This window comes from Reyranella sp., assembly GCF_044224635.1.
Lineage (GTDB): Bacteria > Pseudomonadota > Alphaproteobacteria > Reyranellales > Reyranellaceae > Reyranella.
In genome coordinates this window covers 328,768-343,131 of record NZ_JBGAKA010000002.1, presented here as the reverse complement: position 1 = coordinate 343,131, position 14,364 = coordinate 328,768, and the positions used below count along the sequence as shown (strand labels likewise).

General features: G+C 66.2%; 15 protein-coding genes. 3 read left to right on the top strand and 12 right to left on the bottom strand.

The genetic code is table 11. The features are described from left to right. Positions 1-13: 13 nt before the first annotated feature. Positions 14-1,711 (top strand): helicase HerA-like domain-containing protein, encoded by a 1,698-nt coding sequence (locus tag ACILR9_RS03435; RefSeq protein WP_395708481.1) that lies wholly within the window; start codon positions 14-16, stop codon positions 1,709-1,711. Between the two features lie 160 nt (positions 1,712-1,871). Here ACILR9_RS03435 and ACILR9_RS03430 read toward each other — a convergent pair whose 3' ends face one another. Both ACILR9_RS03430 and ACILR9_RS03425 read right to left on the bottom strand, forming a co-directional pair. Continuing rightward, positions 1,872-2,222, bottom strand: coding sequence for a cupredoxin domain-containing protein (locus ACILR9_RS03430; RefSeq protein ID WP_395708480.1), 351 nt, complete (start codon positions 2,220-2,222; stop codon positions 1,872-1,874). A 4-nt stretch (positions 2,223-2,226) separates the two neighbouring features. Continuing rightward, positions 2,227-3,102: a metallophosphoesterase family protein gene (locus ACILR9_RS03425; protein WP_395708479.1), complete on the bottom strand. Its 876-nt coding sequence runs from the start codon at positions 3,100-3,102 to the stop codon at positions 2,227-2,229. Positions 3,103-3,205: 103 nt separating this feature from the next. On the opposite strand from ACILR9_RS03425, the gene ACILR9_RS03420 reads away from it, so the two are divergent. Together ACILR9_RS03420 and ACILR9_RS03415 are read left to right on the top strand one after the other, a co-directional pair. Beyond that, the gene (locus ACILR9_RS03420; protein ID WP_395708478.1) at positions 3,206-3,757 is read left to right on the top strand and encodes a sigma-70 family RNA polymerase sigma factor; all 552 of its coding nucleotides are present in this window, start codon (positions 3,206-3,208) and stop codon (positions 3,755-3,757) included. Beyond that, the gene (locus tag ACILR9_RS03415) at positions 3,738-4,529 is read left to right on the top strand and encodes an anti-sigma factor family protein (RefSeq protein ID WP_395708477.1); all 792 of its coding nucleotides are present in this window, start codon (positions 3,738-3,740) and stop codon (positions 4,527-4,529) included. The genes ACILR9_RS03420 and ACILR9_RS03415 overlap by 20 nt, the downstream gene beginning before the upstream one ends. Before the next feature lie 28 nt (positions 4,530-4,557). Here ACILR9_RS03415 and ACILR9_RS03410 read toward each other — a convergent pair whose 3' ends face one another. From ACILR9_RS03410 to ffh, 10 genes are all read right to left on the bottom strand, one after another. Beyond that, positions 4,558-5,931 carry an IS4 family transposase gene (locus tag ACILR9_RS03410; protein ID WP_395708476.1) on the bottom strand — a complete coding sequence of 458 codons (1,374 nt, stop codon included), beginning with the start codon at positions 5,929-5,931 and terminating at the stop codon, positions 4,558-4,560. Positions 5,932-6,524: 593 nt separating this feature from the next. After that, positions 6,525-7,646: a 3-isopropylmalate dehydrogenase gene (leuB, locus tag ACILR9_RS03405; protein ID WP_395708475.1), complete on the bottom strand. Its 1,122-nt coding sequence runs from the start codon at positions 7,644-7,646 to the stop codon at positions 6,525-6,527. Between the two features lie 26 nt (positions 7,647-7,672). After that, the gene (gene leuD, locus ACILR9_RS03400; RefSeq protein WP_395708474.1) at positions 7,673-8,287 is read right to left on the bottom strand and encodes a 3-isopropylmalate dehydratase small subunit; all 615 of its coding nucleotides are present in this window, start codon (positions 8,285-8,287) and stop codon (positions 7,673-7,675) included. Between the two features lie 77 nt (positions 8,288-8,364). Next, positions 8,365-8,850: an RDD family protein gene (locus ACILR9_RS03395; RefSeq protein ID WP_395708473.1), complete on the bottom strand. Its 486-nt coding sequence runs from the start codon at positions 8,848-8,850 to the stop codon at positions 8,365-8,367. A 327-nt stretch (positions 8,851-9,177) separates the two neighbouring features. After that, positions 9,178-10,620, bottom strand: coding sequence for a 3-isopropylmalate dehydratase large subunit (gene leuC, locus ACILR9_RS03390; protein ID WP_395708472.1), 1,443 nt, complete (start codon positions 10,618-10,620; stop codon positions 9,178-9,180). Between the two features lie 10 nt (positions 10,621-10,630). Continuing rightward, on the bottom strand, positions 10,631-11,116 hold the full coding sequence (gene rplS / locus ACILR9_RS03385) for a 50S ribosomal protein L19 (protein ID WP_395708471.1): 486 nt from the start codon (positions 11,114-11,116) through the stop codon (positions 10,631-10,633). 21 nt (positions 11,117-11,137) lie between these two features. Further along, a complete protein-coding gene (gene trmD, locus ACILR9_RS03380; RefSeq protein WP_395708470.1) occupies positions 11,138-11,860 on the bottom strand; it encodes a tRNA (guanosine(37)-N1)-methyltransferase TrmD in 723 nt (240 codons plus the stop codon). A 1-nt stretch (position 11,861) separates the two neighbouring features. Then, a complete protein-coding gene (rimM, locus tag ACILR9_RS03375) occupies positions 11,862-12,401 on the bottom strand; it encodes a ribosome maturation factor RimM (RefSeq protein WP_395708469.1) in 540 nt (179 codons plus the stop codon). 27 nt (positions 12,402-12,428) lie between these two features. Further along, a complete protein-coding gene (gene rpsP / locus ACILR9_RS03370; RefSeq protein WP_395708468.1) occupies positions 12,429-12,785 on the bottom strand; it encodes a 30S ribosomal protein S16 in 357 nt (118 codons plus the stop codon). A 57-nt stretch (positions 12,786-12,842) separates the two neighbouring features. After that, positions 12,843-14,246, bottom strand: a complete 1,404-nt coding sequence (gene ffh / locus ACILR9_RS03365) for a signal recognition particle protein (protein WP_395708467.1) — start codon at positions 14,244-14,246, stop codon at positions 12,843-12,845. Between the last annotated feature and the right edge of the window lie 118 nt (positions 14,247-14,364).

The window sequence follows — 14,364 nt, the reverse complement described above, 5'->3', positions numbered from 1 at the left end:
CCAGGAGATTGGCATGAGCGACGACACGGCGATCTTCGTGGGGGCAAGCGATGCTGACCAGTTCCTCCTCCTGAAATATGCCAATCGCCACGGCCTGATCGCCGGCGCGACGGGCACCGGCAAGACTGTGACGTTGCAGACCATTGCCGAAGGCTTCTCGGCCTATGGCGTGCCGGTCTTCATGGCCGACGTGAAGGGAGACCTGTCGGGCATCGCCCGGCCGGGCGGCGACAATCCGCGCGCCGTCGAGCGGGCCGGGCAACTCGGCATCGAGAATTATTCGGGCCGCGCTTTTCCGACGATCTTCTGGGATCTGTTCGGCGAACGCGGCCATCCCGTCCGCACTACCGTGACCGAGATCGGGCCGGTGCTGATGGCGCGGCTGCTGCAGCTCAACGCCACCCAGGAAGGCGTGCTGAACATCGTCTTCAAGGTGGCTGACGAGCAGGGGCTGTTGCTGCTCGACTTCAAGGATCTGCAGAGCGTGCTGCAGTGGACGGCGGAGAATGCCGGCTCGCTCACCACGCGCTACGGCAATGTCAGCAAGCAGACGGTCGGCACCATCCAGCGCGCACTGCTGACGCTCGAGCAGCAGGGCGGCGAGCGCTTCTTCGGCGAGCCGGCGCTCGACCTCAAGGACATGATCGGCCGCGATCCGACCGGCGCCGGCTATGTCAACATCCTGGCTGCCGACCGGCTGATGCAGAGCCCGCGACTCTACGCCACGTTCCTGCTGTGGCTGCTGTCCGAGCTGTTCGAGATCATGCCTGAGGTCGGCGACGTCGACCGTCCGAAATTCGTGTTCTTCTTCGACGAAGCGCATCTCCTGTTCGACGACGCGCCCAAGGCGCTGGTTGACAAGATCGAGCAGGTGGTGCGGCTCATCCGATCGAAGGGCGTGGGCGTGTACTTCATCACCCAGAATCCGCTCGACGTGCCCGAGTCGGTGCTGGGTCAGCTCGGCAACCGCGTCCAGCATGCCTTGCGTGCCTTCACGCCCAGGGATCAGAAGGCGGTCAAGACCGCCGCCGAGACGTTCCGCCCGAACAAGAAGTTCAATGCTGCGGAAGTCATTCAGGAGTTGGGCGTCGGCGAGGCGCTGATCTCCTTCCTCGATACCAAGGGCGTGCCCGAGCCGGTCGAGCGCTGCCTGGTCGCGCCGCCGCGTGCGCGCATCGGGCCGGCGAGCGCGGCCGAGCGCGCGGCGGTCGTCAAGGCGAGTCCCCTTGCCGGCAAGTACGAGCGCGTGGTCGACCGCGAATCGGCCTACGAGGTGTTGACCGGCCGGGCGACCGCTGGCCAGGTCGAGCATGAGGACGTCGAGCATGAGGACCCGGCGTCGGCAGCCCGGCCCGGCCGGCGCGGCCAGTACGATGCGCCGCCGCCGTCGACCCCCCTGCCACCGGCGTCGGAGCCACCATCCTCCTCGGGACCATGGGGCACGCGCATCCCGCAGTCCCAGCCGACTGAGCCGGCCGAACCGCCGCGGCCGCGTCCGCGGCCCCGGCTGCGCGACACCGATCGCGATCCCGAGGTGCCGCCACCCGCGCCCTCGAGGACGCCGGCACGGCGCACCGATTCGATCGGCACGACGATCGCCAAGACGGCGACGCGCACGGTGACCAATGTCCTCGTGCGCGAGGCGACCAGGGCGGTGCTGAAGAACGGCGGCTCGATCCTGCGTGGTGTGCTGGGGTCGCTGGTGAAATAGCGGGAGATTTCTCTTGTCGTTCTGAGCATCCTCATTTTCTGTCATCCTGAGCGAAGCGAAGGATCTCATCGCCAGAAGCGTCAGACTACACTTGCGGCGAGTGGCGATGAGATCCTTCGCTTCGCTCAGGATGACAAGAGAGAGAGAGAAGCGCGTGAGGTCAAGCTTCGACCACGAGGACCCCTTCCATGTCCTCGTGGCCGTCGCCGCAGAAGACATCGCACAGGAAGGCGAAGCGTCCGATCTTGTCGGGTGTCAGCGGCACCCGCGCTTGCTGTCCGGGCACGATGTCGGCGCGGATGCCGAGATCGGGTATCTTGAATCCATGCAGGCGATCCTCCGTGGTCAATACCAGGACGATCGGCTGGCCGAGCCTGGCGGCGACCTTGTTGGGATGAAACTCGAATCTTTTCGCGCCGATGTGGATCTCGACCGGACCATCGGCGGCGAGGCGCGCAGCGCCTCCCGCCGTGCTGCCGAGCAGCAGCGCGACCACAAGTCTGCGATGCATGGCGTCAACCCTTGCTGACCGGCAGCTCGACCAGGGAGACCTTGTCGCTTACCGACACATCGCGCGTGCCGAGCCCCTTGCCGGGCGCGGCGGCATCGTAGGCAAGCGGCGCCCGCTTGGGCTGCGAGCCCGGCGCCGGGAGGGCGAAGATCAGCGAATTGGCCGCATGATGGGCGATGTGGCCCGTCATGTGGTGATGCTCCTGGTGGATATGGCCGTAGAATACCACGACGTTCCTGAACGGCATCAGGAGCTCCATCGCCTTGGCGCCGTCGGCAGTCGTCCAGTCCCATTGCGGCTGCAGGTCGAACAGTGGCCGGTGCGTCAACACGACGATGCGGTCGTCCGGCTTACGCTGCTTGAGGTCGGCGGCGAGCCAGGCGAGCTGCTCGTCGCCGAGCCTGGCCGCCGGATCGGAGACGTTGTCGAGCGCGATGAAGTGCACGCCCTTGTGGTCGAAGGTGTAATGCGTGGCGCCGAAGAACTCCTTGTAGGCCTCGCCCTTGTCGAGCGAGGCGTCGTGCTCGCCCGGCATGAAGCGCAGATCCTTGGTGGCAAGCGCCGAGACGATCTCGCGGAAGCGCTTCATGCGTGCCCGGCGCTCGGCGGGATCGTCGGTCGTGTGGGTGAGATCGCCGGTGAAGACGACGAAGTCCGGCTGACGGCCGAGACCGTTCACCGTGGCCACGGCCTTGGCGAGCGTATTCTCGGCGTCGGGATTGGCCGCACCCTTGTAACCCCAGTGCGTGTCGGAGAACTGCACGAAATGAAAATCCAAGCCAGCCTGGGCTGCGGCCTGCTCGGGGAACAGTCCCGCGGTGAAGGCGACGCCGGCGAGGCCGGCCAGCTTCAGGAACTCGCGACGATCGGTGTTCTGCATGGAAGTCCTCCTCGATACGTCGGTCAGTACCTGTGGTCTGCGACGAATATTCCAAGCGGAATAAAATCGACCCGCCGCCGGTAATCCTGTCCTAATGGGCAGCATGTCGAAGGCGCCGGAACCGGACGGCGGTACGGCGGCGCGATTCCGCGTCGTTGTTCTGCCACATCTGGATGCGGCCTACGGTTTCGCGCGCTGGCTGAGCCGCGATCCGGTGCTGGCGCAGGACGTGGCCCAGGAGGCCATGCTGCGGGCGTTGCGCTACTTCCATGCCTTTCGCGGCGAGGAGGCGAGGCCGTGGCTGCTTCGCATCGTGCGCAATACCTGGAGCGACCTCTCGGCGCGCCGAGGCTCGGCCGACCAGCCGCTCGAGGAGATCGAGGACCGGCCGGCCGACGGGCCCGATCCCGAACAGAGCGCCCTGGCGGTCGATCGTCGCCGACAGGTTGCGGCGGCGCTCGCGACCCTGCCGGCCGAAGCCCGCGAGATCCTGGTCCTGCGCGAGATCGAGGATCTCTCTTACAAGCAAATCGCGGCGGTGATCGACGTGCCGATCGGCACCGTCATGTCGCGCCTGGCGCGGGCGCGCGAAAGGCTGGCTGCCGAGCTCGGCGACCGGCTGGGAAGGAGGGACCATGGATTGCCCGACCTGTGAGGGGATGGTCGACGCTTACCTCGACGGCGAACTGTCGATCACCGAGGTCGCCGCTTTCGAGCAGGCGCTCGTCGGCTGCCCGGAGTGCCGGCGGCGACTGGAGTCGGCGCAGACGATGCGGAGCCTGCTGCGTGAGCTGCAGCCCGAACGGGCGCCTGAGCTTCTGCGCCGGCGCCTCGAGCGCGCGATGTCCGCCAATGTTGGTGTCGGTAGCGGTGTCTACGGCAATGCTCATGGCGGTACCCGTGTCGGCGAGCGGCGCGAGGGATTGCGCTGGCTGGCGATCGCGGCGAGCCTGCTGGTGGCGGTCGGGCTCGGCTGGCTGGGCGGCATCCTGGTCGGGCAGGGCAACCGCCAGGTCGATGAGCTGGTAGCAGGTTACGTGCGCATGGCGATGAGCGAGCATGCGGTCGATGTCGCCTCGTCGGATCGCCACACCGTGAAGCCGTGGTTTGCCGGCCGTATCGATTATTCGCCGCCGGTCCATGATCTCACCGCCGCAGGTTTTCCCCTGGTCGGCGGCCGCATCGACGTGATCGATGGCCGCAAGGTCGCGGTGCTGGTCTATCGCCGCAACCAGCACCGCATCGCGCTCACCGCGTGGCCTGCCGCCGGCGCCAACAAGGCGCCGGATGTCAGCCAGCGCGATGGCTTCGCCCTCGCGCGCTGGCGCCATGCCGGCTTCGATCTGCGCGCGGTGGCCGACATCACACCAAGCGACATGGCGAAATTCGCCGCCGCTGTCGATGGGGCGATCGATGCCGAGAGGTGAGGTTCATTTTCCTCCCCAGCTTCGCTGGCTAGCTTGAGCACAGATGTTGCGCTGCGAGATGGTAACCATCAGCGATAGCGTAGAAGCGTTCGAGTCCGTCGCGCATTGTGATGGGGCCATTTGATTTGTCACTTTGGTATCCGGTCCATCCGCCGAGTCGAGCGATGATCCAGGCAGCGGCAGCGAGACTGTTGGGAGGAAAGGGATTTCGCTGTTTTGCGGTGCGCCCTTGTCTGGTGCTGAGCAAGGCGGCGATGACGATGAGCTGCTGAGATGAGAAGACGCGGCTTGCCGGGGCGGCTTGTTGGGGGGCGGAGCGAGCGGCGACGAGCTGCATGGTGATGGCAGCGGTGATGAGAGCGATGGCGGCGAGCTTTTCGAGAGCGTTGCCGTCCTCGAGGACGCTCTGTTCGAGGCGCAGGCCCTGTTGCTTGAGGGTTCGAAAGAGCTGCTCGATGTCCCACCGCCTGCGGTACCAGCCGATCACGGTGACGGCCTTTTCGAGGCTGTCGAGGCGATGGGTGGTCAAGAGGCGCCAGATGATGGGTGTCTGGCCGGGCGGCGGGTCGATCTCGCGGGCTTCGATGGCGAACAGGTCGATCTCGGGCGAGGCTTGGCGATCGGAGCACGATTTAGGGCGTCGAATGGTGAGCGGTCCGAAGCGGACGGCGATCGTGGCCTTTCGGGCGATGCGCTTTTTGCCCGGTCGGGCGGTCAGATCGAGCTCGAAGCGGTGGACCTCGTCGAAGCTGGCCAAGGTTTCGAACAATTTGCCGCCGTCGCCCAGGCTACGATTGCGACAGGCGCGGGTCAGCAGGTGGGTGTGTTGGTCGGGCAGGCGATCCCATTTCTCGTAGATGTCGGCCTCACGGTCATCGACGACCGAGATCAGGGCGGCGTTGGCCAGGACGGCCTTGGCGCGGTCGGCCCCCGTGAGCCATCGATTGGACTCCTTGGCCTCGATCGGCAGTTCTTTGTAGTTGGCGGCCTTGCCGGTGGTGCGGCGCCAGATCTGTGCGTCGACCAGGCCCAGGCATTCGCTGTTGTCGGCGTCGACGGCGAGCACCGGATGGATGAACAGCCCGACGTCGGTGCCATTGCCGACCGTGCCGAGCGAGTGCTTGCGCCGGCGTTGTGCCTGGTAGTTGATCTCGCTGGTGTCCTGGATTGCCAGGACGTGGCGGCCGACCGCCGCGGCGCCGGCCAGGAGCGCGCGATGCGAGACCATTTCCTCCACCGTGACCTCCTTGTTCGACAGAAAGCGCAGGACCCTGACCTGTTCGGCCCGGTCCTCGGTGAGCTTGCGTATACAGACAGTCTGTCGTTGGTGCATGCGCTCGACCAGCAAGGCGCCATTGCGGGCCAGTCGCGGGTCGCCGAAATAACCGATGTCGCCGAACATGGTGATCCTCTTTGGGTTGAAGAGGATCGTCAGAGATCACATTGAAACTGGTCGCTGCAACAGAGGGCTTTGAAGTGATTCGCCAGGCGATTCGAGGAGTCTATTCTTGCTCTCAACCGTTGTATTGGATTCCAAAATTACAGGGAAATCGTGCGCCTCGACACGCACGCCGAACCTCTCCAGTCTTCGTGCAGCGCAACATCTGTGCTGAAACTAGCCAGCTCCGCTGGGGAGGTGTCTCGGTAATCCGAGACGGAGGGGTCATGGGCTAGGGACGCGCCACTCATAGGTGCGCACTTACAAAGGAGCCTCACCCTGAGGAGCGGCCCGCAGGGCCGCGTCTCGAAGGGTCAGCAGCGCGGCAAGTGCTGCGACACCTCTTTTCCAACGATTTCGTGTGTGGCCCATCCTTCGAGACGGCCGCTGCGCGGCCTCCTCAGGATGGGTTTTTGTTGGGTCTTCGACCAAAGTTGGCGCCTGTGGGCGCGCCACTCCAGTGGCGCGATCATCGTCGATCACACAGAAGAACGCACCGCTGGAGTGGCGCGCCCCCAGCAAGAACATGACCCCTCCCCACTTCGTGGGGAAGAGGCTCAAACCAGCCGGTCGAGCTCTTTGACGATGGCGTCGCCCATTTCCTGGGTGCCGACCTTCTTGAGGCCGTCCTGCTTGCCACCGCCCAGCAGGTCGGCGGTACGGTAGCCGGCGGCGAGCACGTTCTCGACCGCCGTCTCGACCAGGTCGGCTTCCTTGCCGAGGTCGAACGAGTAGCGCAGCATCATGGCGTAGGAGAGCGTCTCGGCCAGCGGGTTGGCGAGGCCCTTGCCGGCGATGTCGGGCGCGCTGCCGTGGATCGGCTCGTACAATGCCTTGCGCCGGCCGGTCGCATCGGGCGCGCCGAGCGAGGCCGAGGGCAGCATGCCGAGCGAGCCGGTCAGCATCGAGGCCTCGTCCGACAGGATGTCGCCGAACAGGTTGTCGGTGACGATGACGTCGAACTGGCCGGGCGAGCGCAGCAGCTGCATGGCGAGCGCGTCGGCGTACATGTGCTCGAGCTTCACGTCGGAGTATTTTTCCTTGTGGAGCTTGGTCGCCTCCTCACGCCACAGCACGCCGGTGTGCATGACGTTGGCCTTTTCCGATGACATCACCTTGTTCTTGCGCTTGCGTGCCAGCTCGAACGCGACGGCGCAGACGCGGCGGATCTCGCCCGCCGTGTAACGCTGCGTGTCGAATGCCTCGACCTCGCCCTGGGCGTTGGTATGCCGGCCGCGCGGCTCGCCGAAATAGACACCACTTGTCAGCTCGCGGATGATCATGATGTCGAGACCCTTGACGATCTCGGGCTTGAGCGAGCTCGCGTCGATCAGCGCGTCGAACACCTTGGCCGGCCGCAGGTTGGCGAACAGGTCCATTTCCTTGCGCAGGCGCAGGAGACCGCGTTCCGGCTTCTTGTTGAACTCGACATTGTCCCACTTCGGGCCGCCGACCGAGCCGAACAGCACGGCGTCGGCCTCGAGCGCCGTCTTCATCGTGGCGTCGGCCAGCGGGATGCCGTGCTTGTCGAGGGCGGCGCCGCCCACGACGTCCTCCTGGATGTCGAAGCCGACGGCGCGCTTCCTGCCCATCCAGGCGATGATCTTGCGCACCTCGTTCATGACTTCGGGGCCGATGCCGTCGCCGGGCAGCACCAGCAGATTGCGATTTGACGCCATTGTCCTGTTCTCTCGGATGCCTTGTCTCAGCTCGCCGCGTGCAGCCAGGGCTGCGCTTCCTTCTGGCGCGCCTCGAAGTCGTCGATCTCCGACTTCTTCTCCATGGTGAGCCCGATGTCGTCGAGCCCGTTGAGCAGGCAGTGCTTGCGGAAGGCGTCGATCTCGAAATGCACCGTGCCGCCGTCGGGCCCCTTGATCTCCTGCTTCTCGAGGTCGATCTCGATGATGGCGTTGGAGCCGCGGCTCGCGTCATCCATCAGCTTGGCGATGATCTCCTTGGAGACCTTGATCGGCAGGATGCCGTTCTTGAAGCAGTTGTTGTAGAAGATGTCAGCGAAATCCTCGGAGAGGATGCAGCGGATGCCGAAATCGAGCAGCGCCCAGGGCGCGTGCTCGCGGCTCGAGCCGCAGCCGAAATTCGGGCCGGCGACAATGATCTTGGAATTCTGGTAAGCCGGCTGATCGAGCACGAAGTTCTTGGACTGGCCGTCGGCCGTCCAGCGCAGCTCGGCGAACAGCCCTTCCTTGAGACCGGTGCGCTTGATGGTCTTCAGGTAGTTCTTCGGGATGATCATGTCGGTGTCGACATTGACCATCGGCAGCGGCGCGGCGACGCCGCGCAGCGTGGTGAATTTTTCCATGGGTTTTCCCTCGCGAACGCCGGAATAAACGGGTTTTCGGCCCGCCGGTCAAGCGATCGAGGGGGCGTCCGTCAGGGTCAGCGGACCTTGATCACCAGGGTGCTGGCGATCATGTCGTGCAGGCCGCGCTTGCGATCGGTGAAGCCGATCATGATGAAGCCGATGCATAGGATGATCGCCGAGATGATCTTGGCGAAGTAGCGACCGGTGGCATTGAGGAAGCTGATCCGCTTGCCCTCGTTGCTCACCACCCTGAGGCCCATCACCATCTTGCCGACGGTGCCGCCGCGCTCGGAACTCTCCATGAGGGCGAAGTAGAGCCAACCGACCAGCAGGGAAACCACATTGGCTTCATTGGCGTGGTTGATGAATTCAGGCGACGTCAGGTCGATGCCCAGGATGGTCGCGACGACGTAGTAGACGATGCTGAGCAGGATCGCGTCGACGATGTAGGCCACGAAGCGAATCCAGAAGCCGCCATAGGCGACCTGGGCGGTGCCGGCCGGCTGGGCATCCCAGACCGGCGGCGGCGGTGCAGAGCTCGAGTTCGGAACACTGGCCACGGCGTAACTCCCCGGAGAGTGACATCGTCATCCTACCACGTGCGCGTCTCCTGCAACATCTTGCACGGGTATGCATTCATGCACCGCGGGCGACCCCGAATTGGGCCACATTTTTCGAAGCGCTCGCTCTTCTCTCCTCCCCAGGCTTCGCTGGGGCGGTGCCCCGTCATACGGGGCGGAGGGGTCATGAGCCTCGGTCCCGCTGCTCATGACCCCTCCGTCGCCAAAGACGGCGACACCTCCCCAACAGAGTTGGGGAGGAAAATGAGAGCGAGAAGTCGGTCTTGCTTCCGCCGATGACGGGGAAGCAAACGACCTGCAGCGTCCCTACTGGAAGTCGCGCACGTCGGCCAGCGTGCCCTTGATGGCTGCTGCCGCCGCCATGGCCGGGCTCACGAGATGAGTACGGCCGCCGCGACCCTGACGGCCCTCGAAGTTGCGGTTCGAGGTCGAGGCGCACCGCTGGCCTGGCTCGAGCCGGTCGGCGTTCATCGCCAGGCACATCGAGCAGCCCTGCAGGCGCCATTCGAAGCCGGCCTCGATGAAGATCTTGTCGAGGCCTTCCTTCTCGGCCTCGGCCTTCACCAGGCCCGAGCCCGGCACGACCATGGCCGACACGTTGGCCGCCACCTTGCGGCCACGGGCGATCTCGGCCGCCGCGCGCAGATCCTCGATGCGGCCATTGGTGCACGAGCCGATGAACACGCGGTCGATCGGCACGTCGACCAGGCGGGTGCCCGGCTTCAGGTCCATGTAGGCGAGCGAGCGCGCCCACGCCTCACGGCGGTTCTCGTCAGGCGCATTGGCCGGGTCGGGGATCACGTCGGTGATCGGCAGCGCATCCTGCGGGCTGGTGCCCCACGTCACCATCGGTGGAATGTCCGCCGCCAGCAGGTCGAGCTGGGTGTCGAAGGTGGCGCCCTTGTCGCTCGGCAGGCGCCGCCAGTGGCTGAGCGCCAGATCCCAGGCGCCGCCCTTGGGCGCATAGGGTCGGCCTTCAAGATACTTGAAGGTCGTCTCGTCGGGCGCGATCAGGCCGGCGCGGGCGCCCGCCTCGATCGACATATTGCAGACCGTCATGCGGCCTTCCATCGTCAGCTCGCGGATGGCGCGGCCGGCATACTCGACCACGTAGCCGGTGCCGCCGGCCGTGCCGAGCTTGCCGATGATGGCGAGGATCACGTCCTTGGCCGTGACGCCGAGCGGCAGGCTGCCCTCGACCGAGACGCGCATGTTCTTGGCCGGCCGCTGGATCAGCGTCTGGGTGGCGAGCACGTGCTCGACCTCCGAGGTGCCGATGCCGAAGGCCAGCGCGCCGAAGGCGCCGTGCGTCGAGGTGTGGCTGTCGCCGCACACGATGGTCATGCCGGGCAGGGTCAGGCCCTGCTCGGGGCCGATCACGTGCACGATGCCGCGGCGCGGATCGTCGAGCCCGAAATACGGCACGCCGAAATCGACGACGTTCTTCTCCAGCGTCTCGACCTGGATGCGCGATTCGTCGTCGGTGATGCCGCCGCTGAAATCGGTGGTCGGCGTGTTGTGGTCGGCCACCGCGATGGTGGCGTCGGGGCGGCGTATCCGGCGGCCGGCCATGCGCAGGCCTTCGAAAGCCTGCGGACTGGTCACCTCGTGCACGAGGTGACGATCGATGTAGATCACGCAGGTGCCGTCGTCCTGGCGGTCGACGACATGGGCATCCCAGATCTTCTCGAACAGGGTGCGCGGCGGCGGCGGAGCGGGCGGCGGTGCTGCCTTCTTGCGGGTGGCCATGGCGCGCCTGCTACTTCCTGCCGCCGCCCTTGGCGGCGCGCACCGAGCCGTCGCCGCGCGGCTTTTCCTTCTTGAGCTTCTCGCGCCGCGGCCGCTTCGCCTCCTCCACGGCCTGCTCGGCGATCAGCTGGCGCTGGGCCTCGACGTCCTCGGCGATGCGGCTCGCCTTGCCGCGCAGATCGCGCAGGTAGTAGAGCTTGGCGCGGCGCACGACGCCCTTGCGCACCACCTCGATTTCCCAGACGCCCGGGCTGTACAGCGGGAAGACGCGCTCGACGCCTTCGTTGAAGCTGATCTTGCGCACAGTGAACGAGGAGTTCACGCCGGCGTTCTTGCGGCCGATGCACAGGCCTTCGAACACCTGGATGCGCTCGCGGGTGCCTTCCTGCACCTTGACGTGCACGCGCAACGTGTCGCCCGGCTCGAAGCGCGGCACCGGCCGCTCCGCTACGATCCGGTCCATCGTGGCCTGGCCCAGCGTATCGAGAATGTTCATGGCATCCATCCTTTCGTCACTTCAATTCGTTTCCCTGCGCGATCGGCGGGCCCACAGGTCGGGCCGCCGACGACGCGTGATCTCTTCTCTCTGCCGGGTCCGCCATTCGGCGACCCGCCCGTGATGGCCCGACACCAGGACCTCCGGCACGCACCGTTCGATCCCGTCGGGCCCTACCCAGGACGCGGGCCGTGTGTAGTGCGGATACTCCAGCAGTCCGTCCTCGAAACTCTCCTCGCTCGCCGAGAGTGGCTCGCCCATCACCCCGGGCAGCAGCCGCACGCAGCAATCCATCACCGCCATGGCCGCGATCTCGCCACCCGAAAGCACGAAATCGCCAACCGAAATCTCCTCCAACGCGTGGGCCTCGATGACACGCTCGTCGACGCCCTCGAACCGTCCGCATACCAGCATCACGCCCGGCCCCGCCGCCAGCCTGCGCCCGCGCGCCTGATCGAACGGCGCACCGCGCGGCGACAGCAACACTTTCGGCGCCTTCGCCATGCCCGGCATCGCCGACACCGCCTCGAGCGCCGCCGACAGCACGTCGGGCTTCATCACCATGCCGGCGCCGCCGCCGAAGGGCGCATCGTCGACCGTACCATGGCGATCCCTGGCGTAGCCCCGGATGTCGACCGGCTGCAACTCCCAGAGGCCCTCCTTGAGGGCCTTGCCGGCCAGGCTTTCACCCAGCGGGCCCGGAAACATCCCAGGGAAGAGCGTCAGCGCCGTCGCGCGCCACACGTTAGTCCTCCGCCTCCTTCTCTGCTCCGCCGGCCAGCACGCCGTCCGGCGGATCGACCACCACCTTGCCACCTGCGACGTCGATCTCGGGCACCGCATCGTCATTGAACGGCAACATCACCGAACTGCGCGACGCTACGCCACCCGACACCTCCATCGTCGACCCTGCGCCGAAATCGTGGAAGGCGATCACCTTGCCCCAATCCCGGCCATCCCGGCCGACCGCGGCGAGACCGATCAGGTCCGCCTCGTACCACTCGCCCTCGTCCGGGGCCGGCAAGACGCTGCGCTCCGCATAGAGCCGCAATCCGCGTATCGCTTCGGCCGCCGTTCGATCGGCTACGCCCTCGATCCGGGCCAGCACCGCACCCTTTACCGTGCTCAGCGCCTCCACCCGGTACTGTTTATGCCCCGTCTCGTCCGACAGCGGGCCATAGCTGGCGATCGCCATCGGTTCCTCGGTGTAGCTCCTGATGCGGACCAGGCCGCGCACGCCGTGCGGCGCCGCCACGACGCCCAGCAGGATGCGGCCCTCAGCCATCGCCCCTTCTCATCAGGTCGCAGCTCATCAGCTCGCGGCAGCTTCCTTCTCGGCTGCCGCGGCCGCCGCCTTCAGACGCTCCTGCGCCTTGGCGCGCGGCAGCGGCTTCTTGCTCTGCTCGCGACGCTCGCGCGGGGTCATCAGCTCGGCCTGGGCGAAGAACTTGGCGACTCGGTCCGACGGCTGCGCGCCGACCTTCAGCCAATGGGCGATGCGCTCCTTGTCGAGCGTGACGCGCTGCTCGTGCTCGCGCGGCAGCAGCGGATTGTAGGTACCCAGCTTCTCGATGAAGCGGCCGTCGCGCGGGCTGCGCGAGTCGGCCACGACAATGTGGAAGAACGGCCGCTTCTTGGCGCCGTGCCGGGTCATGCGGATCGCTAGCATTCCTTCAAATCCTCTCTGGTCGTTTCGTGTGTCTCGATTGATGTGTCGTTTCAGCCTTCAGCGCGGAAAGCCCGGCGGCGGAGTCATCCCGCCAAGGCTGCGCATGAATCCCTTGTCGCCGAGCTTGTTCACCCGCTTCATCATCTTGAGCATCTCGGCGTGTTGCTTGAGGAGCTTGTTGACGTCCTGAACCTGCATGCCCGCGCCCTTGGCGATGCGCTTCTTGCGCGAGGCGTGGATCAGGTCGGGGTTGCGCCGCTCCCTGGGCGTCATCGACAGGATGATCGCCTCCTGGCGCTTGAGCTGGGTCTCGTCGATCTTGGCCTTGGACATCGCCGCCTTGGCCTGCATGGCGCCCGGCAGCATGCCCATCAGGCCCTGCAGGCCGCCCATCTTGCGCAGCTGGCGCAGCTGGTTCAGCAGGTCGTCCATGTCGAACTGACCCTTGCGGACCTTGGCGGCGAGCTTCTCGGCGTCTTCCTTGTCGATCGTCTCGGCGGCGCGCTCGACCAGCGAGACGATGTCGCCCATGCCGAGGATGCGGCTGGCGATGCGATCGGGATGGAACGGCTCGAGCGCATCGAACTTCTCGCCGACGCCGATCAGCTTGACCGGGCGGCCGGTGACGGCGCGCATCGACAGCGCGGCACCGCCGCGCGCATCGCCGTCGACGCGGGTCAGCACGATGCCGGTGACGGCCAGCCGGTCGTTGAACGCCTTGGCGACGTTAACCGCGTCCTGGCCGGTCATCGCGTCGGCGACCAGGAGGGTTTCCTTGGGCTTGGCGAGCGCGCTGATGTCGGCGACTTCCTGCATCAGCTCTTCGTTGATCGAGAGCCGACCGGCCGTGTCGAGGATCAGGACGTCGTAGCCTTCGCGTCGCGCCACCTCCATCGCCCGCCGGGTGATGGCAAGCGGCATCTCCAGGGGCACGATCGGCAGGGTCGGCACGCCGGTCTGCTCGCCGAGTATGGCGAGCTGTTGCTGTGCGGCCGGCCGGCGCGTGTCGAGCGAGGCCATGAGGACACGCCGCTTGACCGAGAACGTTCCCTCGAACATCTCGGCCGCCATGCCCTGCGGGCCCTGGGTCAGGCGGTAGGCGATCTTGGCGCTCGACGTGGTCTTGCCTGAGCCCTGCAGGCCGACCATCAGGATGACCACCGGCGGCACGGCGTTGAGATCGAGGTCGGAGACCGTGCCACCCAGCATCTCGACCAGGTGATCGTTGACGATCTTGACCACCATCTGGCCGGGCGTGACCGAGCGGATGACGTCGGAGCCGACCGCCTTGGGGCGCACCGAGTCGATGAACTGGCGCACCACCGGCAGGGCGACGTCGGCTTCGAGCAGCGCCGTCCTGACCTCGCGCAGGGCCGTGTCGACGTCGGCCTCCGACAGCGCCCCGCGCCCGCGGAGACGGTCGAATACAGTGCCCAGACGTTTGCTCAGACCTTCGAACATGTCGCTTCCGTTCGCCCAAGTGCCGATCGGGCCCGATTCCGATCGGATCACCCAAACGCAGAGCGCGCCGATGCGCGAACCTTCGCGGATCAGCGGAGCTCCCCGACGGGGGAACCGA

Coding starts and splice junctions, on each gene's coding strand:
- ACILR9_RS03435 (WP_395708481.1), top strand. CDS start 14: ATGAGCGACGACACGGCGATCTTCGTGGGGGCAAGCGATGCTGACCAG.
- ACILR9_RS03430 (WP_395708480.1), bottom strand. CDS start 2,222: ATGCATCGCAGACTTGTGGTCGCGCTGCTGCTCGGCAGCACGGCGGGA.
- ACILR9_RS03425 (WP_395708479.1), bottom strand. CDS start 3,102: ATGCAGAACACCGATCGTCGCGAGTTCCTGAAGCTGGCCGGCCTCGCC.
- ACILR9_RS03420 (WP_395708478.1), top strand. CDS start 3,206: ATGTCGAAGGCGCCGGAACCGGACGGCGGTACGGCGGCGCGATTCCGC.
- ACILR9_RS03415 (WP_395708477.1), top strand. CDS start 3,738: ATGGATTGCCCGACCTGTGAGGGGATGGTCGACGCTTACCTCGACGGC.
- ACILR9_RS03410 (WP_395708476.1), bottom strand. CDS start 5,931: ATGTTCGGCGACATCGGTTATTTCGGCGACCCGCGACTGGCCCGCAAT.
- leuB (WP_395708475.1), bottom strand. CDS start 7,646: ATGGCGTCAAATCGCAATCTGCTGGTGCTGCCCGGCGACGGCATCGGC.
- leuD (WP_395708474.1), bottom strand. CDS start 8,287: ATGGAAAAATTCACCACGCTGCGCGGCGTCGCCGCGCCGCTGCCGATG.
- leuC (WP_395708472.1), bottom strand. CDS start 10,620: ATGGCCACCCGCAAGAAGGCAGCACCGCCGCCCGCTCCGCCGCCGCCG.
- rplS (WP_395708471.1), bottom strand. CDS start 11,116: ATGAACATTCTCGATACGCTGGGCCAGGCCACGATGGACCGGATCGTA.
- rimM (WP_395708469.1), bottom strand. CDS start 12,401: ATGGCTGAGGGCCGCATCCTGCTGGGCGTCGTGGCGGCGCCGCACGGC.
- rpsP (WP_395708468.1), bottom strand. CDS start 12,785: ATGCTAGCGATCCGCATGACCCGGCACGGCGCCAAGAAGCGGCCGTTC.
- ffh (WP_395708467.1), bottom strand. CDS start 14,246: ATGTTCGAAGGTCTGAGCAAACGTCTGGGCACTGTATTCGACCGTCTC.